This window comes from Streptomyces sp. BA2 (genome assembly GCF_009769735.1).
Taxonomy (GTDB): domain Bacteria; phylum Actinomycetota; class Actinomycetes; order Streptomycetales; family Streptomycetaceae; genus Streptomyces.
Genome location: NZ_WSRO01000002.1, coordinates 4,548,212 through 4,570,319 on the forward strand (window position 1 = coordinate 4,548,212; position 22,108 = coordinate 4,570,319).

Genomic DNA, 22,108 nt, shown 5'->3' on the forward strand with positions numbered 1-22,108 from the left:
GGGGGCCTCCCGCACATGTCCCGCACGTCATGTCGCCGTAACCAGTGATTCAGACTGGCTTGCGACCCTCGCTCAATGCAGCCCGCCGTGCCCGACCCTCCCCCCGTGAACGGGAAGCTCGTCCTCACCCCGGCACTCTCCGACGCGCCCATCGGGGTCCCCACGCGGAACAATGGGGCCATGAGCCAGCCCAGCACGCAAGGTCAGGTCCAGCACGCCCAGCCCTCCGTCGGCTCCATCGCCGCGCACCGCCCGCACACACTGTCGGCAGCGGTCTCCGACCTCGACCCCGACATCGACGCGGATCTCGACGCGTACGACGAGGACGGCCAGGTAGGACACGACGGCCAGGAGCTTCCGCAGGGCCGTTTCCTGGACCGGGAGCGCAGCTGGCTCGCCTTCAACGAGCGCGTCCTGGAGCTCGCCGAGGACCCGAACACCCCGCTCCTCGAACGGGCTAATTTCCTGGCGATCTTCGCCTCGAACCTGGACGAGTTCTTCATGGTCCGGGTGGCAGGGCTGAAGCGTCGCATCGCGACCGGCGTCGCCACCCGTTCGGCCTCGGGCCTGCAGCCCCGCGAGGTCCTTGAGCTGATCTGGAACCGCTCCCGCGAGCTCATGGCCCGGCACGCCGCCTGCTACCAGGAGGACGTCGCGTCCGGCCTCGCCGACGAGGGCATCCACCTGGTCCGCTGGAACGAGCTGACGGAGAAGGAGCAGTCCCGCCTCTTCACGCTCTTCCGGCAGCAGATCTTCCCCGTCCTGACCCCGCTGGCCGTGGACCCCGCGCACCCCTTCCCGTACATCTCGGGGCTCTCGCTCAACCTCGCCGTGGTCGTGCGCAACCCGGTCTCTGGCCACACCCACTTCGCGCGCGTGAAGGTTCCGCCGCTGCTCTCCCGCTTCCTTGAGGCATCGCCACAGCGGTACGTGCCCATCGAGGACGTCATCGCCGCTCCCGCGCACCTCGCGGAGCTGTTCCCGGGCATGGAGATCCAGGAGCACCACATGTTCCGGCTCACCCGGAACGAGGACCTGGAGGTGGAGGAGGACGACGCCGAGAATCTTCTCCAGGCCCTGGAGAAGGAGCTCATGCGGCGCCGCTTCGGGCCGCCGGTACGCCTTGAGGTCGAGGAGTCCATCGACCGGAACGTCCTCGACCTCCTCGTACGCGAGCTGAAGATCAGCGAGGCGGAGGTCTATCCGCTGCCGGGGCCGCTCGACCTGACCGGGCTCTTCGGCATCGCGGCCCTGGACCGGCCCGAGCTGAAGTACCCGAAGTTCATCGCGGGCACACACCGCGACCTCGCCGAGGTGGAGTCCGCGTCCGCGCCGGACATCTTCGCCGCCCTTCGCGAACGCGACGTACTCCTGCACCACCCGTACGACTCGTTCTCCACGTCCGTGCAGGCCTTCCTGGAGCAGGCCGCCGCCGACCCGGACGTCCTCGCGATCAAGCAGACGCTGTACCGGACGTCGGGCGACTCCCCCATAGTCGACGCCCTGATCGACGCCGCCGAGTCGGGCAAGCAGGTGCTCGTCCTGGTCGAGATCAAGGCGCGCTTCGACGAACAGGCCAACATCAAGTGGGCACGGAAGCTGGAGGAGGCGGGCTGCCACGTCGTCTACGGCCTGGTCGGCCTGAAGACGCACTGCAAGCTGTCGCTCGTCGTCCGCCAGGAGGGCGAGACGCTGGTCCGCTACTCCCACGTGGGCACGGGCAACTACCACCCCAAGACGGCCAGGCTCTACGAGGACCTGGGGCTGCTCACCGCCAAGCAGGAGGTGGGCGCCGACCTGTCCGACCTCTTCAACAGGCTCTCGGGGTACTCGCGCCGCGAGACCTACCGCCGGCTGCTCGTCGCCCCCAAGTCCCTGCGCGACGGGCTCATTTCGCGCATCGACAAGGAAATACAGCACCACCGGGCCGGCCGCCCCGCCTACGTGCGCATCAAGGTCAACTCGATGGTCGACGAGGCGGTCGTGGACTCCCTCTACCGCGCCTCGCAGGCAGGCGTGCCGGTGGACGTGTGGGTGCGCGGAATCTGCGCGGTGCGACCGGGTGTGGCCGGGCTCTCGGAGACGATCCGGGTCCGTTCCGTGCTCGGCCGCTTCCTTGAGCACTCCCGCGTCTTCGCCTTCGGCAACGCGGGCGAGCCCGAAGTGTGGATCGGCAGCGCCGACATGATGCACCGCAATCTCGACCGCCGTATCGAGGCGCTGGTCAGGGTCACCGACCCGGCACACCGGGCGGCACTGAGCCGGCTCCTGGAGACCGGCATGTCGGACACCACCGCCTCCTGGCACCTGGGCGCGGACGGCAACTGGACCCGGCACGCGCTGGATCCGGAGGGCCAGCCCCTGCGGAACGTACAGGAGATGCTCATAGACGCCCGGAGGCGCCGGCGTGGCACAGCTAAACCATGAGACGACGACAGGCGATGTCCTGTCGGCCTATCTGCAGGGCCAGGCCACGGAGTTCCTGCGCTCGCTGCGGCTGCACCGCGAGTCGACGACGGACGCGCAGGGCGCGGAGGAGTCCCTGGAGGCGGCCCGAGCCCTGCGCCGCGCGGCGCGTCGCATCGGCGGCACCCTGCACACGTTCCACCCACTCCTGGACCAGGAGTGGGCTGCGGGGCTGCGCCCCGAACTGGCATGGCTGTCAGGCACTTTGGCGAGGGAACACGCGTACGCGACCCGCTTGGAGCGGTTGTTGGACGCCTTGCACCGCTTGTCGGGCACGCCTACCGTTCCGCAACCCCCGGTTCGCGGCGACGTCACTGCCGTGGGCAGCACGCGCCCAGGCGCTGACCCCGCCGCCCTGGCTGTGGGCAGGCGTTCCGCAGGGCGATGGGGGTCCCCCCGCTCGAGCGCAGCCGAGAGTGGGGGAGGGTGGGCACAGCCCACACCGCCGGGTACCGATGAACAGGGCGGTACTCCACGCGGCCTGACGGTAGGCGCAGCCAAGGCAGCAGCACTGCTGGAGCGCCAGCTGACCCTCGCCCGCACGCGGGCCCACTCCGCAGCCCTCCAAGCCTTCGGCTCCTCCCGCTTCCACGCAGTGGCGGACAACGTCGCCGTACTGGCGAGCGAGGTCCCGCTGACCCAGGCGACGGAGGACCTGAAGCCGCTGGCAGCCAGAGCCGAGGAGAACCTCGCCGAAGCCGTCGCCGCGCTCCCCCTGGGCCAGGCAGGCCATCCGTACAACGCGGAAGCGCTGACGCACGGCCTCGCGGCGAGTGAGGCCCCCGAGGCCCAGGACGCCCCCTGGCTGAAGACCCGCGCCCTCCTGCGCCTGCACAGGTACGCCCAGGAGGTCCTCACCGGAAGCCCCGGCGGCGACCTCCGCCTCGCGGACGCGGGCCACGCCCTGGACCGCCACCGCGAGGCCGCGGACGCCGCATCGGCCGCGGCATCGGCCGCCCGCACCCCCCGCATCGCCCCGGCGACGGCGTACGCCCTCGGCGTCCTGCACGCCGACCAGCGCCACGAGGTGGAAGCGGCCCGCTTCGCGTTCCACCAGGCCTGGCTCCGGGAGACGGAGGCGGAGGCGGAGGCGGTGAGTACCCGGTGACGCACGCCGAGAGCGGCACCGAGGGCGCCGAGGGCGAGGTCGTCCGGGCCGCGGGCTGCGTCCTGTGGCGCCACTCCCCCCATGACGGCCGCCTGGAGATATGCCTGGTCCACAGGCCGAAGTACGACGAACCGTAGCAGCGGTAACCACGGTGCACTACGGTCGCGCCATGATTGACACTCGCAACCCTTCGCGACCGTCAAAGACCTTCTCTCGCTCCTACGTTGCCCCCGCCCTCCAAGCTCACATGGACGCCGGGGGCACCGTCGAGGAGTGGCTAGCTGGACGCGTCCCCATCGCCTCCATGGCCCGCATTTCAGCGGACAGGCTCAAGGGCGACGCCATCGGCATTGCCCGCCAGCACAAGCACAACACTCGAAATGCCGACCTCTACAACTGCGCCGTTGTCATTCATTACGAAGACAACAACCTGACTGCCGCCAAAAGAGAAGTTAAGCGCCCAGCCTTCCTCCAGATGGTCAAAGACATCACGCACGGGCACGAAGAGGAAACAGGCATCCCGATTCGCGGATGTGTCGCAGTCGAAAGGGAGCGCGTATACCGACTCCCTCGGGATTTCGTCGCCTTCCAAGACGCCTTAGTAATGACGGGTGATGGCGTATTCATCGAAGACAAGCAACTGTTGGATCTCGTCAACGACGACGGCAATATCATCTCGGGACTCGTGACGTCCGGAACAGGGGAATCAGAAGTCAAAAAGATCCGCAAACGGACTGCCAGAAATGCCATCGATAGAGCAGAGGAGGGAAAGGCGTACGGCGGCCCCCGCCGTTTCGGCTGGCTAGGGGCTTCAAAAGATCCCCATAGAATCGGTAATAAATGGATCAATAGGGAAGAGTGGACGCACCTTATCGGAATGATCAAGATGAGGTATCGCGGGGTGTCATGGCGAAGAATTACAGGAGACATAAACAGAAAGAGAGTTCTGACCGCCAGGGGTGGAAAATGGACAGAGCAAGGCGTTAAGGCGGTCGTCACAAATCCCGCATGGTGGGGCGGAAGGATTCTCAACGGAGAACTAGTGATGGACCCAAAGACGGACGAACCGAAAATCGGAGAATGGGAGCACGCCTCAGAAGAGGACGAATGTACGTACGAGATGTGGAAAAGCATCATGTCTGACGTAAACGCAAAGCGCCTACATAGGGGAATGAGGGTCGAGGCAAACTCACAGCAAGCAAGCGAGCAACTTCGCTCCCGCGTCTACCACTATTCGGGGGTCCTCAGGTGCGGGCGCATAAACGACCTTGTGGAAGTGTGCTACGAGAAACTCAGCGGGAACAAGGCATCAGGGAAGAACGCTAAGTACGGCGACTATTACCGCTGCGGAAGCCCAAATTGCAGAGGAGTAGGCCGAAGGGTAGCCCCAGTAGATAAATATCTGACGGGATTGCTTCTCGCGTATCTCGACAAGCATTTTGCGGGAACGCCCGTAAAAATGACACCTTGGCGAGGGGCAGAGAAGCTAGCCAACCTCCGCAGGCAGCGGAAGGAAATCAAGTACTCAGTATCGGAAGGGGAGGCCGAATGGTCAGACGTGCACGATATGATCACTCGCTTGGATCGGAACATTAAGGCACTAGAAGAGGACGAAAGGGAGCACCTTAGAGCCGAAAGGAAACGCAATCTACTCCGTGGTTGGAGCCGTCAGAAATGGGAGACGATGGAGCTTGCCGACAAGCGTGAAGTCATCGCGCAAGTATTCACGTCCGTAGTCGTGATGCCAATCCCCGAAGGGGTGAGTGATAAAGCACCATTCGACCCCAAGCTGCTCAAGGTGTCGTGGCGCAAGGAGAGGAAAGAGACTAAGGACCAGGATCACACCCCAGCAGCATAGAGATTACTCTCCGACGCCTGGAATCTAACTCGGGTGCATCGCTAAGTTGGACTTCTACCCAGTCATCTAGGGCCATCGAGACAGGCCCGTTCCACTCCTGGGGGATCTCGTCGAGGTCATCCGCATCGGGACCAGTCCGGTTCTCTAAAGGTGCCGTCACTGGCTCCGCTCCCCTTCAGCCTCCACATGGAGCTGCCTGGAGTTTGCAAGGTCTAGGGCTATACCCGCTGCTACCTCAGCCTCAGCGAGAGTGTGACCGGAGCCGACGTAGCGCCAGGCCGACTCCGTCACTGCTCCCTCGGGCACGCCCGTACCGCCGCCTCGGTGTTCCGCCCGCACCGCGCGCAGTGCGCCGTAAGTGGTGGAGTAGCGGCGGGACTTGGTGAGGGCGTGCCCCCTGTAGCCCAGCGTGTGCGTCCATGACCGCAGGTTGAGACTGGCTAGTTCGGGCAGGCCACCCAGGCGCCAGCAGACGCCCATAAGTCCGCGCAGGTGCCCATTGACCGGCGCAAGGCGGATGCTCTCAGGGTCAGTTATGCGGTAATCGATGCCGCCCGCGTCGCCAACGGACTTAGAGACGTACTTCGCGACGTACGCCGCCACCGCGCTATCGGTCACCGCGGATTCGGTGAACGCGTCACTTCGGATACGGTGCACGTCGAGTTGGCGCCCCAATCTGATGACTCGCTCCCCCGTGGCTGGCGAGTAGGGCGTGTACATCTCAACAGAGTCTGCCGCCGAACGTACCGCTTGTTCTAAGAGTTGTGCTGTCACTCGGGCCAAGGGTGGGGTTTCGGGCCCTTCCGGTCCGTCCAGGCGGACGACCGCGTGAAAGTGGATGGCCCCGCGTTTCTGGTATTCGGCGACTTTCGCAAACGATAGCGTCAGGTGCTTCTTAAAGGCCGTCTGCGTGATACCCGCAGCAGTGGCCAGGTGTCGCCGCATGGTGTGGCAAAAGCGGTTCCATAGCCCGCCGGCTGACGCGTGCCAGAGAGCATGTCCCACGTAGTCATAGCAGTCCCGGCAAAGCGGCTGTCCCACCACCGAATCAATATCTGCATGCTGCCGTCCGCAGCCGATCGGCCGCCCGTGCTCGCATGTGCCGCCGTCGCGTCGGGCACGGCAGTACGCGCCCTTGTGGTCGCTCACACGGTGCACGGCCCCGAACGAGGGGGCGGTGAGGGTGACGAAGAGTCGGGGATGGGTCTGGACTCGCTTGGGGGTGCCTTTGCCGCCGAGCAGGCCGGAGCGGACCAGGTGGAACGTGTCGCCCGCGTGCAGGCGTGCGCACGGTTGGCAGCGGCTCTCACGCCGGTTACGGCAGCGCACCGCCATCCGGCCGCCCGGTTCGTCGCGCGTGTCGTAATGGCGCAGCACCTCACCGCTCGCGGCATCTCTCACGGTCGTATGCCCGGACAGATATATGGGGTGTGCGCAGCCGCCGATGGATTCCATCTGGTCGAGCCAGCGAGCGAAGCCCGACTCTTGTATGAGCCGGATGAAATCTTGTTCTGTGAACGAAAGGAGGCGCTGACGCTCAGCCTCATTCAGGACCGAGCGCCGCGCCTTTGCGGATATCGGATACATGGGGGTGGCCCCCTTTCGCGCGGGAGAAAAATAGCGGACATGGCAACTCCTGAGTTCGACTCGACTTGTCTCTTCTTGACTGATCTCAACTTGACTATTCTCGACGCTTGGAAATGTGTGATGGATGGCGTCAGCCGAAGAGGCCGTTGCCGATAAACAGGAACATCCACCAGACGGGATATCCCAATGGGGTCATGGCGAGCAGGAATCCCGCCAGCGAAATCAGGATCACCTGATAGGCCCTGACTTCACGAGATCGCGCAATCATGAAGGCGAACAGGAACAGGAAGGCATCGATCACATAGATCGTGGACTGAGTCATGCCGCTCCCCCGCCTTTCAGTAGCGCATCGGTCGACAGGAACGGATGAACCGGCCCCCTCGTGCGGGCAACCTCTTCCACCTCTTCCAAGGCGACTTGATGCGAGCGAGCGCGCACCCAGCGACCCGAGGTTGCTACCACCGCAACGCCTTGTTCCTCTTCAGAGATCGTCTGCGCGACGATCACGGCATCCGCGTTGAGGTCGCCCAGGGTCATTTCTGCCGAGGCTTGGTCATGTGCGCGATGGGCGATCCGGCCGCCGAGTTGGGCGCGCAGGGAGGTGACCCGAGGCCCGAGATCGGAGCCGACGCGTTGGCCCGCGAGTACCAGGTGCACGCCGAGCGCGGCCCCGAGTTGGGCCAGGCGCAGCAGCAGCGTTCCGCACTGCTCTGACTCCTCGCGCCCCTCGCGGGACCCGTCGGTCAGGTACAGCTCTGCCAGCTCATCGACGATCACGACGATTGGCACCGGCCGGATAGCTTCGGGCAACCTCCACACGGAGCGCACGCCCTCTGCCCGACACAGCCGCATTCGGTATTTGATCTCGAAGAGCATCCGTTGCAAAACGACGATGGCCTCTCCCCGATCAATGGCCAGTGCCTCGAAGCGCCCGCCGAACGGGCCCAGTTCCATGCCGCCCTTGCAGTCGATACCCACCAGGGCGACCCGCTGCGGCGACAGGGCTTTGATCAGCGCCGCCAGGAGCGAGGATTTCCCGCTCTGTGTGGCCCCGGTGACCAGCCAGTGCGGCACCCGCCGCAGGTCGATCAGCCAGCGTTCGCCGTCCTCCACGCGGCCCACGTCCGCCGACAGCAGCGCCGCAGCGCCCGGTTGCCTGGCAGGGCGATCCCCGGTCAGCGGGTCCAGAGCTGTCACACGCACCAGGACCTGACCGCGTCGAGGCGAGGTCACCCGCACCCCGTGCACCCGCCAGGTGTGCTCCATGGCCCGAGCCGCCGCCAGATAGGGCGCAGGAGTCTGCCCCGGGTGCAGCCTCACGCGGAAGACCAGCCCCGTACGGGTCGGCGTAGGCCAGCCCAGACGCGGAGGCTTGGGCCGCAGCGCCTGCCCCTGCACCACGGTGTCACGGCCGATCAGCCGCTGATTCGACCGGTTGCTCACCGACATGTTGTTGAGCAGGCACAGCCGCCGCCACGTCCAGTACAGCCGCAGCACGACGCGGGGATACCCGGTCAGCCACCAGCGCAGCGGCCACCCGTTCACGTCGACCCCACGGGCCAGCAGACGGGGTTCCCACCACCGTTGGGTCAGGACCCCGGTGATGATCAGGGCGGTGAGAATCCAGACGATCAGTGAGCCCGGCATCAGTGCCTGCCTTCCAGGTAGGCCAGGAGCCAGCGCGACCGCATCATGGCTGTCTCGGCATGCACGGCCGCCATGCCTAACAGGTACTTGGTCACCGCCGTGTCTTCGGCGACGCCGAGCAGCGTCTGAGCGCCAGAGAGCACCTGAAGGTCGCGCATAAGGTGTCCGAGCACCGCTTCGTCGCTGTCGGGCCCCGCGTGGTCGGATGCCTCGCTCTCGCTGACGGGTCCGGCCAACTCGCGCATCTCGCGCGCCATCCGCTCCGCCTCTTCCGCGACCACCCCGGCACACGGGCGCGTGCACGCGTACACGTGCGCTTCGTCCGCATCGGGCGCTTTGCCGACCGCCACGTGATCCACGGGCGAGCGCAGGAAGTCCGCGCCGCAGACCACGCAGGCCGCGCCGTCTGCCTGAGCGGCCGACAGGTGCCAGAAATCCATCATCAGGACTCACCGCCCGAGGCCTTGCCACGCGCCCCCGACGCCGGAGCAGCACTGCCACCAGGAGCAGCCGGACCGTTCACCGGCGTGATCTCGTCCGCCCGGTAGGACTCGCCGCTACGGCCGTCCACCGCCCATTTGTTGGATTCCAAGTTAATGATCTTGACCTCGGCTCCAGCGGTTATGCCCTGCGGCTGGAGCCCGGAGACCACCACATCAATGTTCTCCACGCGGCGGCCTTCCTTCGGCACCACTGTGACGCTGGTGACCCACTGGAGGTTGCCCTCCCGGTCCTTGCGCTGTGCGCCGTCCGGGGACTTGCGCGGCTCGGGCGGCATCGAGCACCACAGCGGCCCCAGCCTGTTCGTATCGATCGGTGTGTTCTGCATGACCTGACACCCTTCACTCGGCTCATTCGGTTCTCCACTCATCCGGATGAGTGGAGAACCATCGTAAGTGGGCTGTGCAGTCATGCGTCAACCACTTATGCTCATGAGTGGAGAAGTTGCCCACTAGCACACGGCACTGACAGCGAGCCCAGCCCGAACCGTCCGGCCGTCCACCTGACCCAGGGAGCGAGCTCTCATGACAGCCCGAAAGCACGTCCAGCGACCAGAGCCCATGTACATGGCGGTCGCGCGCGAGCTAGCCACAGAGATCAAGGAAGGCCACTACGAGCCGGGGCAACTCCTCCCGTCCGAGAACGAGTTGGTAGAGATCTTCGGAGTGGGCAAGGCGACCGTGCGCCAAGCCGTGGCGGAGCTGCGCGGCATGGGTCTGGTCTACTCCCGTCAGGGAAAGGGCGTAATCGTCCGCGAACGGGACAGCGCTGCCCACAGCTTGCGAGTCGACCGATCTATCCAGCGCGCGGGCAAGGTCTGGCAGCTGCCGGACGTGACCGAGGTGGAGCCGCCCGCCGTCTCCCGGATCACCCTGGATGGCATGCCCGCAGCGCTCCTTGACCAGGCCGACCAGGACGCCATCAGCGTGGACCGCCTCATTCATGATCCCGACAGCGGGGCCAGGATGGCGCACCGCATGCTCATCCCGATGGCCACCGCCGCCGACACCCCCTCACTCGCCGAGGAGCCCACGGCCCCGATCAGCGAGCTCTACCGCCAGCTCTCTGACGCCGGTCACACTCTTGCGTTCACCGAGGAAGTCACCGCCCGCACTCCCTTCCCGGACGAACGGAGCACCCTGCAACTCGTCCCGGACGCCAGCCCGCTCCTGATCACTTACCGCGTCACCCGCGACGCCGACAGCGGCCATCCACTCTTGTGCGAGGAGCTACGGGCCCCCGCCGCGACGTGCCGCCTCAGCTTCCCCGTGACGCCGATGAAGGCAGCCGCCAAGCGGCCCCCGCGCAGTCGGCCCGCATCGGAGTAACTTCGCTTTACTTGCTCAAGGGCGCGCCTACGGCGCGCCGGGCAGCACCGCCCGCACCGGCCGGGCGTGCGGCCTCCGGCCGGTCCCGTCCGGACGACCGGGCCGCCCGGACACCACACCGCACCCGGAGCCAGCAGCAAAGCCCCCGCAGATCAACCGCGGGGGCCCTTTCGTCTGCCCAGCCGATCAAGGGGAAGTCTCCGGCTACCGCCAGGCCTTCGCCACCGCACGAACAGAGACCGACTACCGCCGCATGGACGGCCGTTCCAGCCGCGTCCATCGCTGCAAGATTCTCCGTGCTACAAGTCCTTGGAGGCGGTGGCCGGCCACGGGCCCGGGGGCCCTTTTGGCAGGCCCCCTCCCGTCAGCCCTCGCAGGGGCACGTTCTCTCAAGAGCACTGGCAGCGTGGTTGAGACCGGAATGTGGTGCAGCGAGCCAGGTTCGGCCAGACGTCGACCGCCCGCCGCAGGGGGCTGACTTTCGGTGTTGCAGGCCCAGGAGCCCAAAATGACCAGGGTGCACAAGGTCATGGTTCAGCCTCTGTTGCACTCCCGCGCATGCTCCCGCGCGGCAAAAACGGCGGGCCCCGCACCCGTGATCCGGATAGGTCGACGGCACCCCTCGCAGCGGATGTAGTTCCCCTGCACCGTCACCCGCTTGTCCTTCCGGTTTCGCCACTCCCGCGCCATGCTGCCATTCCCTTCATTCGTGATCGGCCCCAGGCGCTCAGCCCGCCCGACGCTCCTCCGCTAACGTGCCCAGTAACTGCGCGATCTCCCGGACTCCCTCAGGTCGCATCCAGACCACCGACTCACCCCGGATGCCCGTGTGGGGGATGGCCCGCACCAAGTGACTGCCGATACCCAGAGCTCTAGCAGCCTCGTTGACTTCGGTCGCCGCCTCTTCCGCAGCGCACCAGGCAGCGACGTAGTCCACGTCTGCCACCCACACCGCGTCGTCCGGCTCCCCGCCGTAGCCCGCTCCCCGCTGGCTCACCATTGCTTCTAACTCCTCACGACGGCATATGCCGCCATCGCACCTGCAAACTAACTCCGTTGCAGATGACCCGAGTTCGCGCACTCAGGCCCACGGACCCCCGGTAACGCTCAGTCTGCTACAGGCTGTGACATTTATGAATGCCAATCGCAGAAATATTCCGAGGCCTCGTACGACTATTGATCTCTCAGGCCGCTAGTCACACGCTCACCACCCGCCTCACCAGCGCGAATGCGCCAACCCCCGCCAGTACAGAGCGAGTTGAACAGCCAATGATCCAGGTGAGGGCAGCTCCACCGGGAGCCCACATTGAGCCAGGCGCCAGCGCGGCCCCCTCCCTGTCGATACAGAGAGGGGGCCACACCCCTACAGACTCATCCGTTAGCCGCTGGCCGTCAGTACAGGTACGAGCCCACGACCCAGCCGACATAGCCACTCGGCAGGCCACCCGCCGAAGCGCCACTCAAGGCCACCCGGTACCAGGACTGTCCACCACTGTCCTGCTTCTTGCCGATCAGCTTCATCCGGTCGCCCGTGTAGAGCTGACCCAAAACCCCGTAGTTGGTACTCGGGCCTGTGCGCATCCGCAGCCCGTTGACCGTGGCCCGCACGTGCTCACCGCGCGTCAGGCGCCCGTCCGCGAGCCCGTTGTCCACCGCCTTATGCGGAGCCACAGCGGCACCGCTGGAGCCATGCGGCCCCGGGAGAGGCATCGCGGACGCCCCCACCACGCCGACCGTTCCCAGCCCCAGCACCGCCGCGCCAGCAACGACCAGCGCACGCAGACCCTTGGTTCCCATCATCTGACTGCCTCTCAGTTCGCACGATGACGAGCAGCCGCCGACAATTTTGCCGGTTGACCACTCATCCGAATGAGTCACCAGAATGAGGTGGCGCGAACCGCTAGGTCAACCACTTATCCGGATGAGTGTCTGCCGAACGACCAACAGATTGCCTTGAAGAGTCCCCGCAGGGCGATCGCGTCCCGTCGTGATCGGCCGCTCCAACCATTCCGGTCACGGCGAGACATCCATGATCCGTTCCATTGGGAGCAGCGGCCGGCCACGGGCCCTGGGGGCCCTTAAGGCAGGCCCCCTCCCCTCAACCCACTACTTTCGAAGGGGGCACCAATGCTTGGCGGTAAGGCCGCCCGCTCTGGTCGTTGTCCTCGGCCGCACGGAGAGGAGCGACCAGAGCGGGCCTTACCGCCCCTGCTGTGGAACCGTCCGCGTACAGCAGCGGCGGGGGCGCTCCTCATCGATCACCGACGATCGATGAGGAGCAGTTCCCTTGCCCGGACTCGAACCGGGGTCTCTGCGCACAGCGGAACCACAGATGACGAAAACCCGCTGTGGTCTCAGAGCTCTTCCTGACTGAGCTACAAGGGATTGGAACCACCCCCAGCCAGACCGAGCGGCGCACTCAAGGTCTCGCCGGGGATGGCGTCTTAGCGAGCGCTCAGGCCGCTCAAGTCCCGCTGGTGGAGCTGAAGCCCCACCATGTGATTCATCCCAGATAGGCACGTGGCGCAGGCGTACAGATCCCCGATACCTGCGGGCGCCGATACGGTGCCCACCCAGAGCACCCACGCTTGTGCCCGGCGGCAATAGAGCATGCAGAGCCCCGTGGTCCAGTAGTTGTGTGGCCCGGATCTCACGTAGATGAGGTCTTCGGGCGGCTCAGCGAGTGCAGGGGTAGTCACCGCGTCGTCCTGACGTGAACGGGGCGGTAGACGGTGCCTGTGTAAGGCATGACCCAGAGGCCGTGCCCCTTAAGCACCAGGATCTTGCCGCCGATGTGACTAGAGCCCCTCATGTCGATGACTTCGCGATACGCCCCTGCCACCCATACGTAGTCGCTCACCTGAACATCGCCCGGAAGGGCCTTCATTGGCCTGGTGCCATCGGGTGCCGCCTGATCAACTGCGTCCGTTGCGGGCGTGCACTGCTCGGCTCTCGCGATCCATTGCGCCCCAGCGTCGTTCTCCAAGCTCAGGGCCGACCCGTGGACGCTGAGGACTTTGGCGAATGACCTCCGCCGCTGTTCCCAAACCTCGTCGCCCTTCACGTACTTGGTCACCGGACTTCACTCCCCAGTGGTGTTGCGATCTCTGTCATTGAGGACTTCTGGCTTCTGTGGGCAGTCCATCGGGGGCCCGTCGGGACTAGGCGCGTACGCCACCATGTGTGCCTGAGTTCGCCCTCCGCGGTTACAGCGTTGCCCTGCGCCGCTACGCTCAACAGGCGTTAGGTGTTGACAGGGTCGGCTGTCACGTGTGACAACGCCGCGTGTCACAGGGAGGGTTGGGGCCGGTGGCCGTACTCGAAGAGCAAGACGAGACCGACAGCATGCTGAAGTTCTTCGGGGATGAGTTACAGCGTCTCCGGGCAGAACAGGGCCACTCTCAACAGTCCCTAGCCACAGCGTGTTTCTGCAACCGGACCCTGGTTAACAAGATTGAGAACGCCAAGCGGGTACCGTCCAAGAATTTCGCGCTACACGCAGATGCGTTCTTTCAGTCCGGGGGGCACTTCGAGCGGCTTTGGCCGCTGGTCATCAAGTACGCGTATCCGAGCTGGTTCCGGCCATACGTTGAGCTGGAGAAGGCAGCGGCCATCATCCGGTCGTTCGAGACGATGGTCATTCCTGGTCTTCTACAGACTCGGGCCTACGCTCACGCCATCCTCGCGGCTGGTCGCAGCAACGACGTAGACGGGCTTCTTGATGCACGCATGGAGCGGCAAGCCATCCTTGAGCGAGATGTGCCGCCTGAGCTGTGGGTGATCATGGACGAGAACGCTGTAAGGCGCCGGGTGGGCGATGTGACCGTGATGCGGGACCAGTTGCAGCATCTACTCGATCTCGCGGAGTGTCCATCCACAGTGATCCAGGTCGTTCCGCTGTCAGCTGGTGCTCACGCAGGTATCGGCGGCCCGTTCCACTCGCTAGCCTTCGCAGAGGGCACGCCGGTTGTGCACGTAGACGGCTTCCTGAAGGGCCAACTCCTCGCTGACCCATCAGAAGTTCGAGCAGCAGACCGGGCCTATGATCTGCTCCTAGGCGCTGCTCTCGACGTACGCAAGTCGGCAGACCTCATCGCCAATGTCATGAAGGAAGTAGGAACGTGATCCGCGCAAACAGCCTGCCGGAACTGGCATGGCGTAAGAGTTCGTACAGCAGCGATAACGGCGGTGCTTGCATCGAAATCGCCGACGGAATGGCGAACGTCGTACCTGTCCGCGACAGCAAGGTCACGGACGGTCCCGCCTTGCTTCTGACAGACCAAGCCTGGGGCACCTTCGTGGATTGGGCTAAGACCTGAGGCCGGAGGAGCCTGCCCCCGAGAGATCAGCGACGACAGAGGGCCCCAACCCGACGACGGTTGGGGCCCTCACGTCTGAGCAGAGATCTACCCCACCGTAGCTATTGGTCCGCCGTTGAACAGCGCGGTCAGATTCCCACGCTGCTCGGCACTCGGCTCAGGAGCACGCTCCAGCTCGGCTGCTATCCACTCGTCGACGGTCACCGTCGACTTACCGGCCCAGCCATCCTCTGCCGCCTCTTCCCCCATCACAGCCCCCCAGACGTGCGGAGAGCAGCAAGGAAATCAGCGATCAGTTCCGCATCTCTCGCACGCGTGACGCGCTCGCTCGCCGCCTCCGGAGCCAACCAGACGAGCCGTGACACCTCGGCGTTCGGCGCGAACGTGCCGCCAATCGCTTCGGCCGCCCAGTAGCGAACCTCCTTGGGACGCCCTTGCGCATCGACATAGTGAGCGGTGGGGAGCTCCGGCCCCAGGTCGCACGTCATACCGGTCTCTTCCAGCACCTCACGCAGGGCCGCTTCCTGTGCGCCCTCGCCACGATTGAGCTTGCCTTTCGGGTGAGACCAATCTGCCCACTTGGGCCGATAGACCAAGGCCAGTTCGACGCCCGCACCTGAGGTAGATCGGCGCCACAGGACACAACCCGCCGCAAGGACCACCGATGTGTCAGCCATGGTCCCCATGCTGCCGCATACTCGTTGACCAGCACCTGACCTGCACGTTCCTTGACTGTTATTAACTTTCATACGACGACTGGTCGCACCCCAAGGGCAAGCTGAAGCGGTCCGAGACGCCCCTCGCGGCGGCCCTGCGCGAGGTCGAGGAGGAGACCGGCCACCGCTGCACCCCCGGCGCCCGGCTTCCCACGGCCCGCTACCTCGCCCAGGGACGTCTCAAAGAGGTCAGCTACTGGGCGGCGGAGGCGACGGACGGCAGCTTCTCGCCCAACGACGAGATCGACCGCATCATCTGGCTCTCGCCGACCGCGGCCCGCAACCGCCTCACGCAACCCCGCGACCAGCAGCTTGTCGACGCTCTGCTCGGGGTACTCAACCCTGCGTGACTCTTCGGCTACGTTCCGTAGTGGGTGGCCTAACCAGGCCGCCCTCCGAGGTTCACCCTCCGTTCACTCGTGCCCTTTGGCCACTTCACCTGCCCTGCCTAATTTCAGCCTTACAACACAACGTAAGACCGCAGAACCGCAGAACCGCAGAACCGCTAGACCGCAACGACGAAGACCCTGCACGCCGCCAGCAAAGGGCCGGCGGCTCCCGGAAGGAAGACCCGAAAGTGAAGCTTCAGCGCAAGAACCGGCTCCGCGCCCTCTCCCTCGGCGCCATCGCCGTCTCCGGCGCCCTGGCCCTCACGGCGTGCGGCTCCGACGACACGAGCGGCGAGAGCGGTGGCACCAAGAGCAAGGCCAACGCCGCCAACATCAAGTGCGATGACGCCAAGGGCCAGCTCGCGGCCTCCGGTTCGTCCGCGCAGAAGAACGCGATCGACGCCTGGCGCAAGGTCTACTCGACCGCCTGCAAGGACGTTCAGCTGAACTACAACCCGACGGGTTCCGGCGCCGGCATCACCGCGTTCATGCAGGGCCAGACCGCCTTCGCGGGCTCCGACTCGGCGCTGAAGCCCGAGGAGATCGCGGCGTCGAAGAAGGTCTGCAAGAACAGCCAGGCCATCGACCTGCCGATGGTCGGCGGCCCGATCGCCGTCGGCTACAACGTGCCCGGTGTGGACAACCTCGTCCTGGACGCCGAGACCCTCGCCAAGATCTTCGACGACAAGATCAAGACGTGGGACGACAAGGCGATCAAGAAGCTGAACCCGGACGCCAAGCTCCCCGGCACCAAGATCCAGGCGTTCCACCGCTCGGACGAGTCCGGCACCACGGACAACTTCACCAAGTACCTCAAGGGCGCGGCCCCGTCCGCCTGGTCCTACGAGCCCGGCAAGTCCTGGGAGGCCAAGGGCGGCCAGTCCGCCAACGGCTCCTCCGGTGTCACGGGCCAGGTCAAGCAGACCCCCGGCGCCATCTCGTACTTCGAGCTCTCCTACGCCTCCGACGGCATCAGCACGGTCGACCTGAAGACCGACGCCAAGGAGCCGGTGAAGGCCACCGTCGACAACGCCTCCAAGGCCATCTCCGAGGCCAAGGTCGTCGGCAAGGGCAACGACCTCGCCCTCGAACTGAACTACAAGCCCACCGCCGAAGGCGCGTACCCGATCACCCTGGTGACGTACGAGGTCCTCTGCGAGAAGGGCAACAAGGCCGAGACCCTCGCCGCGACCAAGTCCTTCCTGACCTACATCGCCAGCGAGGACGGCCAGAACGTCCTCAAGGAGAACGACTACGCGCCGATCCCGGCCGAGATCATCTCCAAGGTCCGCACGACCGTCGCGGGCCTGAGCTAGTCGAACCGAGTGCGGCCGGCCCCGCGTTGCAGGGCCGGCCGCACCGTCCGGTGCACCGCCGCCAGGAGCAACTCCCGCTGATGAAGCGGTGATCGGCTCCGCAGACCGGAGAATCTTATGGATATACCAAGCAGTACGACAGCACCCCCACCCCTCGACGACGTACGGCCCTCGGGCATCACGCCCAAGCGCCCCCGCCGCAGCGCGACCCGCCCCGGTGACCGGATCTTCCTCGGTCTCTCGCGCGGATCCGGCATCACACTCCTTGTGATCATGGCCGCCATCGCGGCCTTCCTGACCTACCGTGCGACGCTCGCGCTCGCGGACAACACGGGCAACTTCCTCACCACCTTCGAGTGGGACCCGGCCGGTGCCACCACCGGCGGCAAGCCGTTCTTCGGCATCGCGGTCCTGGTCTTCGGCACCGTGGTGAGCTCGGTGATCGCCCTGGTGATCGCCGTCCCCGTGGCCATCGGCATCGCGCTGTTCATCTCGCACTACGCGCCGCGCAAGCTGGCAACCCCCATCGCCTTCGTGATCGACCTCCTGGCCGCCGTGCCGTCGATCGTCTACGGCCTCTGGGGCGCCCTCGTGGTCGCACCCAATCTGACCGGCTTCTACAGCTGGCTCGACGACTACTTCGGCTGGACCGGGATCTTCGAGTACCAGGGCGGCGCCCCGCGCTCCCTGATGACGGTGGGCATCCTGCTCGCCATCATGATCCTGCCGATCATCACGAACGTCAGCCGTGAGGTCTTCCTCCAGGTCCCGAAGATGCACGAGGAGGCCGCGCTCGCGCTCGGCGCCACGCGCTGGGAGACCATCCGCATATCGGTGCTCCCCTTCGCCCGCTCGGGCGTGATCTCCGCCTCGATGCTGGGCCTGGGCCGCGCGCTCGGCGAGACCATCGCCGTGGCCACCGTGCTCTCCCCGACCTTCCTCATCAGCGCGTCCGTGCTCGACCCCGGCGGCGGCACCTTCGCGCAGAACATCGCCAGCAAGTTCAACGAAGCCACCGAGTACGGCCGTGACGCGCTCATCGCATCCGGCCTGGTCCTCTTCGTCATCACGCTGCTGGTCAACGGCGCGGCCCGCCTGATCATCGCGCGCCGCAAGGAGTACTCGGGGGCCAACGCATGAGCGCCACCATCACCAAGCCCGCGAGCCTGCGGGGCGCCCGCCTCCCGCGCTGGACACCGGTCGTCGTCGCGCTCGGCTCCGCCGCCGTCGCCATCGGCATCGGCGCGGGCGCCGGCCTGGACAGCCGCATCCAGTGGGGCCTCATCGCGGCCATCCTCTTCCTCGTCGGCTCGTACGCCCTCGCGGTCGCCGTCGAAGGCGGACGCCAGGCCAAGGACCGCCTCGCCACCTCGCTGGTGTGGGTCATGTTCCTGCTTGCGGTCGTCCCGCTCGCCTCCCTGATCTACGAGACCGTGGAGCGCGGCACCAAGGTCTTCAACGGCTACTTCCTCACCCACTCCATGGGCGTGGTCGCGGACGACGAGCCCGGCGGCGGCATCTACCACGCGATCATCGGCACCCTGGAGCAGGTGCTCCTGGCCTCCGCCATCGCCGTGCCGATCGGCCTGCTCACCGCGATCTACCTCGTCGAGTACGGGCGCGGGAAGCTCTCCAAGGTCGTCACGTTCTTCGTGGACGTCATGACCGGCATCCCCTCGATCGTCGCGGGTCTGTTCGTCCTCAGCTTCTGGATCCTGATCCTGGGCTTCGACTTCTCCGGCTGGGCCGGCGCCATGGCGCTCGCCATCCTGATGATGCCGGTGATCGTGCGCTCCACCGAGGAGATGCTCAAGCTCGTCCCGAACGAGCTGCGGGAGGCGTCACTCGCCCTCGGCATCCCGAAGTGGCGGACCATCCTGAAGGTGGTCCTGCCCACCGCGATCGGCGGCATCACGACCGGCGTCATGCTCGCGGTCGCCCGTATCGCGGGCGAGACGGCACCGGTCCTGCTCCTGGTCTGGGTCAATCCCATGATCAACACGAACCCGTTCGAAGGCTCGCAGGCCTCGCTGCCGCTGTACATCTACCAGCAGTACGCGGCGGGCAACCAGGCCGGTTACGACCGCGCCTGGGCGGCTGCTCTCGCCCTGATCGGCTTCATCATGATCCTCAACCTGGCGGCCCGCGGCGTAGCGCGCTGGAAGGCCCCCAAGACGGGCCGCTGACGCGGCCACATCAGCGACCTACTCTGTAACCCCTGAAGGCAGTGATCCCCATGGCCAAGCGAATCGACGTATCGGGCCTGACCGCGTACTACAGCGCCCACAAGGCCATCGAGGACATCTCGATGACCGTGGAGCCCCGCTCCGTGACGGCCTTCATCGGCCCCTCCGGCTGCGGCAAGTCCACCTTCCTGCGCACCCTCAACCGCATGCACGAGGTCACCACCGGTGGCCGCGTCGAGGGCAAGGTCCTCCTGGACGACGAGGACCTCTACGGTCCCGGTGTCGACCCGGTCGCCGTGCGCCGCACCATCGGCATGGTGTTCCAGCGCCCCAACCCGTTCCCGACGATGTCGATCTTCGACAACGTGGCGGCGGGCCTGCGGCTCAACGGCTCGTACAAGAAGAACGAGCTGAACGCCATCGTCGAGAAGTCCCTCAAGGGCGCCAACCTCTGGAACGAGGTCAAGGACCGCCTGAACAAGCCCGGCTCCGGCCTCTCCGGCGGTCAGCAGCAGCGTCTGTGCATCGCGCGGGCCATCGCGGTCGAGCCGCAGGTCCTGCTCATGGACGAGCCCTGCTCGGCCCTTGACCCGATCTCGACGCTCGCGATCGAGGATCTGATCGGCGAGCTGAAGGAGCGCTTCACGATCGTCATCGTGACGCACAACATGCAGCAGGCGGCGCGCGTCTCGGACCGTACGGCCTTCTTCAACCTCGCGGCGGTCGGCCAGCCCGGCAAGCTCGTCGAGATCGACGAGACGGAGCGGATCTTCTCCAACCCGTCCGTGCAGGCGACCGAGGACTACATCTCGGGCCGCTTCGGCTAGGCCACGCCATCGGGTATCCCCGACTCCTTGCGGTGCTGCATGGCGGTGCCACCGCAGGGGCAACAAGAAAGGCCCGCCCCCTGGCTCCCGGGGGGCGGGCCTTTCCTATGCCGAAGAACTACAAGAACGCCAGATTCACGATCCAGAAACTGACGGCAGCGACGAGCGCAGCCGCAGGCATCGTGATGAACCACCCCAGGATGATGTTCTTCGCGACGCCCCACCGCACCGCGTTGACCCGCTTAGTGGCCCCCACACCCATGATCGCGGAAGTGATCACGTGCGTGGTGGAGATCGGCGCGTGGAACATGAACGCGGTGGTGAACATGATGCCCGCGCCGGTCGTCTCGGCGGCGAATCCCTGCGGCGGGTCCAGCTCGATGATCTTGCGGCCGAGCGTACGCATGATGCGCCAGCCGCCCGCGTACGTACCGGCGGAGAGCATCAGCGCACAGGCGATCTTGACCCAGATCGGAATGGGCGCGTCGGCGTCCTGCACATCGGAGATGACCAGGGCCATCACCACGATGCCCATGGTCTTCTGCGCGTCCTGGAGACCGTGTCCGAGCGCCATTCCGGCCGCCGAGACCGTCTGCGCTATACGGAATCCGCGCTTGGCCTTGTGCGGGTTGGACTTCCGGAACATCCACATGATCGCGCACATCACCAGATAGCCGGCGACGAGGCCGACAAGGGGCGAGATGAACATCGGAATGACGACCTTGTCGAGCACTCCGGACCAGATCACCCCGATACCACCGGCGAGCGCGGCTCCGACCATTCCACCGAACAGCGCGTGGGACGAGGACGAAGGAAGCCCGAAGTACCAGGTGATGAGGTTCCATACGATGGCGCCCACCAGGGCGGCAAAGAGGATCCACATTCCCTTGTTGCCTTCGGGCGTCTCGATCAGGCCCTTACTGACCGTCTTGGCGACACCGCTGCCCATGAAGGCACCGGCGAGGTTCATGACGGCGGCCATAGCGAGTGCCGCGCGGGGCGTCAGCGCACGGGTGGAGACGGAAGTGGCGATGGCATTCGCGGAGTCGTGAAAGCCATTCGTATACGTAAATCCGAGCGCGACGCCAATGGTCACGACCAAAGCAAAGGTGTCCATGGAGAGGCCTCAGGACTCCTTGACCGCGATGGTCTCCACCGTGTTCGCGACGTGCTCGAACGCGTCGGCCGCCTCTTCGAGCACGTCGACGATCTGCTTGAGCTTCAGCACCTCCATGGCGTCGTACTTGCCGTTGAAGAGCTGAGCGAGAAGCTTGCGGTGAATCTGGTCGGCCTGGTTCTCCAGGCGGTTGACCTCGATCCAGAACTCGGTGAGGTTGTCCATCGTCCGCAGATTCGGCATGGCCTCGGCCGTGAGCTCGGCGGCTCGCGACAGGACCTCGATCTGCTGCTCGACGCCCTTGGGGAGTTCCTCGACCTGGTAAAGGACGACCAGGTCGACGGCCTCCTCCATGAAGTCCATGATGTCGTCGAGGGACGAGGCCAGCTTGTAGATGTCCTCGCGGTCGAAAGGCGTGATGAAGGAGGAGTTCAGCTGGTGGAAGATCGCGTGAGTAGCGTCATCTCCAGCGTGCTCCGCGGCCCGCATACGCTCTGCGATCTCGGCTCGGGCGGAGGCGTCAGCCCCGAGCAGTTCCATCAGGAGCTTCGAGCCCGTGACAATGTTGTCCGCGGATGCGGCGAACATGTCGTAGAAGCTCGTCTCCCTGGGGGTCAGACGAAAGCGCACGTGGGGTCCTCGGGGTGCTTTGGATTCGGTCAGGCTGATGCTAGGCGCATCATCCGGCCACGGCTAACCGGCCAGACCCCAGTGTCGCCCATCAGGCACAGTGATCAGCACAC

Annotated in this window: 21 protein-coding genes and 2 pseudogenes; 12 read left to right on the forward strand and 11 right to left on the reverse strand. The window is 65.6% G+C overall.

Translation table 11 applies throughout. The features are described 5' to 3' along the window. The first annotated feature begins 180 nt into the window (after positions 1 to 180). From E5671_RS23120 to E5671_RS23135, 4 genes and pseudogenes are all read left to right on the forward strand, one after another. Positions 181 to 2,427, forward strand: a complete 2,247-nt coding sequence (locus E5671_RS23120; protein ID WP_160505860.1) for an RNA degradosome polyphosphate kinase — start codon at positions 181 to 183, stop codon at positions 2,425 to 2,427. Then, positions 2,408 to 3,574, forward strand: a complete 1,167-nt coding sequence (locus E5671_RS23125; RefSeq protein WP_160505861.1) for a CHAD domain-containing protein — start codon at positions 2,408 to 2,410, stop codon at positions 3,572 to 3,574. Before E5671_RS23120 ends, E5671_RS23125 begins: the two co-directional genes overlap by 20 nt. Then, positions 3,571 to 3,705 (forward strand): annotated as a pseudogene (locus E5671_RS45450) (NUDIX hydrolase); the annotation flags it as partial. The gene E5671_RS23125 and the pseudogene E5671_RS45450, both read left to right, overlap by 4 nt. Positions 3,706 to 3,743: 38 nt before the next feature. After that, positions 3,744 to 5,432, forward strand: a complete 1,689-nt coding sequence (locus E5671_RS23135; protein WP_160505862.1) for a recombinase family protein — start codon at positions 3,744 to 3,746, stop codon at positions 5,430 to 5,432. A gap of 156 nt (positions 5,433 to 5,588) precedes the next feature. Here E5671_RS23135 and E5671_RS23140 read toward each other — a convergent pair whose 3' ends face one another. The 5 genes from E5671_RS23140 to E5671_RS23160 form a co-directional block, all read right to left on the reverse strand. Next, positions 5,589 to 7,019: a replication initiator gene (locus E5671_RS23140; RefSeq protein WP_160505863.1), complete on the reverse strand. Its 1,431-nt coding sequence runs from the start codon at positions 7,017 to 7,019 to the stop codon at positions 5,589 to 5,591. A 130-nt stretch (positions 7,020 to 7,149) separates the two neighbouring features. Then, positions 7,150 to 7,341: a hypothetical protein gene (locus E5671_RS23145; protein ID WP_160505864.1), complete on the reverse strand. Its 192-nt coding sequence runs from the start codon at positions 7,339 to 7,341 to the stop codon at positions 7,150 to 7,152. Next, the gene (locus tag E5671_RS23150; RefSeq protein ID WP_160505865.1) at positions 7,338 to 8,666 is read right to left on the reverse strand and encodes an FtsK/SpoIIIE domain-containing protein; all 1,329 of its coding nucleotides are present in this window, start codon (positions 8,664 to 8,666) and stop codon (positions 7,338 to 7,340) included. Before E5671_RS23150 ends, E5671_RS23145 begins: the two co-directional genes overlap by 4 nt. Then, entirely contained in the window at positions 8,666 to 9,109 is a 444-nt protein-coding gene (locus tag E5671_RS23155; protein WP_160505866.1) for a hypothetical protein, read from the reverse strand. The genes E5671_RS23150 and E5671_RS23155 overlap by 1 nt, the downstream gene beginning before the upstream one ends. After that, complete coding sequence (locus E5671_RS23160) at positions 9,109 to 9,495, reverse strand: hypothetical protein (RefSeq protein WP_160505867.1); 387 nt, start codon at positions 9,493 to 9,495, stop codon at positions 9,109 to 9,111. The genes E5671_RS23155 and E5671_RS23160 overlap by 1 nt, the downstream gene beginning before the upstream one ends. 196 nt (positions 9,496 to 9,691) lie before the next feature. On the opposite strand from E5671_RS23160, the gene E5671_RS23165 reads away from it, so the two are divergent. Beyond that, positions 9,692 to 10,495 (forward strand): GntR family transcriptional regulator, encoded by an 804-nt coding sequence (locus E5671_RS23165; protein WP_160505868.1) that lies wholly within the window; start codon positions 9,692 to 9,694, stop codon positions 10,493 to 10,495. A 727-nt stretch (positions 10,496 to 11,222) separates the two neighbouring features. On the opposite strand, the gene E5671_RS23170 is transcribed toward E5671_RS23165, so the two are convergent. The 3 genes from E5671_RS23170 to E5671_RS23180 all read right to left on the reverse strand — a co-directional run bounded on the left by E5671_RS23170 (position 11,223) and on the right by E5671_RS23180 (position 13,571). Then, entirely contained in the window at positions 11,223 to 11,495 is a 273-nt protein-coding gene (locus E5671_RS23170) for a hypothetical protein (protein WP_160505869.1), read from the reverse strand. 392 nt (positions 11,496 to 11,887) lie between these two features. After that, positions 11,888 to 12,166, reverse strand: a complete 279-nt coding sequence (locus E5671_RS23175) for an SH3 domain-containing protein (RefSeq protein ID WP_160505870.1) — start codon at positions 12,164 to 12,166, stop codon at positions 11,888 to 11,890. Between the two features lie 1,024 nt (positions 12,167 to 13,190). Next, on the reverse strand, positions 13,191 to 13,571 hold the full coding sequence (locus E5671_RS23180) for a hypothetical protein (RefSeq protein ID WP_160505871.1): 381 nt from the start codon (positions 13,569 to 13,571) through the stop codon (positions 13,191 to 13,193). A gap of 233 nt (positions 13,572 to 13,804) precedes the next feature. Here E5671_RS23180 and E5671_RS23185 point away from each other — a divergent pair, with 233 nt between their 5' ends. Then, complete coding sequence (locus E5671_RS23185) at positions 13,805 to 14,620, forward strand: Scr1 family TA system antitoxin-like transcriptional regulator (RefSeq protein ID WP_160505872.1); 816 nt, start codon at positions 13,805 to 13,807, stop codon at positions 14,618 to 14,620. Further along, entirely contained in the window at positions 14,617 to 14,814 is a 198-nt protein-coding gene (locus E5671_RS23190; protein WP_336605822.1) for a DUF397 domain-containing protein, read from the forward strand. Before E5671_RS23185 ends, E5671_RS23190 begins: the two co-directional genes overlap by 4 nt. A 248-nt stretch (positions 14,815 to 15,062) precedes the next feature. On the opposite strand, the gene E5671_RS23195 is transcribed toward E5671_RS23190, so the two are convergent. Then, on the reverse strand, positions 15,063 to 15,491 hold the full coding sequence (locus E5671_RS23195) for an NUDIX hydrolase (RefSeq protein ID WP_160505873.1): 429 nt from the start codon (positions 15,489 to 15,491) through the stop codon (positions 15,063 to 15,065). Positions 15,492 to 15,562: 71 nt separating this feature from the next. Between E5671_RS23195 and E5671_RS23200 the strand changes: the two are divergent. The 5 genes and pseudogenes from E5671_RS23200 to pstB all read left to right on the forward strand — a co-directional run. Beyond that, positions 15,563 to 15,880: pseudogene (locus E5671_RS23200) on the forward strand (NUDIX hydrolase); the annotation flags it as partial. A gap of 227 nt (positions 15,881 to 16,107) precedes the next feature. Next, positions 16,108 to 17,235, forward strand: a complete 1,128-nt coding sequence (gene pstS / locus E5671_RS23205; protein ID WP_160505874.1) for a phosphate ABC transporter substrate-binding protein PstS — start codon at positions 16,108 to 16,110, stop codon at positions 17,233 to 17,235. A gap of 117 nt (positions 17,236 to 17,352) precedes the next feature. Beyond that, positions 17,353 to 18,375, forward strand: coding sequence for a phosphate ABC transporter permease subunit PstC (gene pstC / locus E5671_RS23210; protein ID WP_160505875.1), 1,023 nt, complete (start codon positions 17,353 to 17,355; stop codon positions 18,373 to 18,375). Next, positions 18,372 to 19,421, forward strand: coding sequence for a phosphate ABC transporter permease PstA (gene pstA / locus E5671_RS23215; RefSeq protein WP_160505876.1), 1,050 nt, complete (start codon positions 18,372 to 18,374; stop codon positions 19,419 to 19,421). The genes pstC and pstA overlap by 4 nt, the downstream gene beginning before the upstream one ends. A gap of 50 nt (positions 19,422 to 19,471) precedes the next feature. After that, positions 19,472 to 20,248, forward strand: coding sequence for a phosphate ABC transporter ATP-binding protein PstB (pstB, locus tag E5671_RS23220; protein WP_160505877.1), 777 nt, complete (start codon positions 19,472 to 19,474; stop codon positions 20,246 to 20,248). A 118-nt stretch (positions 20,249 to 20,366) separates the two neighbouring features. On the opposite strand, the gene E5671_RS23225 is transcribed toward pstB, so the two are convergent. Next, the gene (locus E5671_RS23225; RefSeq protein ID WP_160505878.1) at positions 20,367 to 21,365 is read right to left on the reverse strand and encodes an inorganic phosphate transporter; all 999 of its coding nucleotides are present in this window, start codon (positions 21,363 to 21,365) and stop codon (positions 20,367 to 20,369) included. 9 nt (positions 21,366 to 21,374) lie between these two features. Further along, positions 21,375 to 21,995, reverse strand: coding sequence for a DUF47 family protein (locus E5671_RS23230; protein WP_160505879.1), 621 nt, complete (start codon positions 21,993 to 21,995; stop codon positions 21,375 to 21,377). Between the last annotated feature and the right edge of the window lie 113 nt (positions 21,996 to 22,108).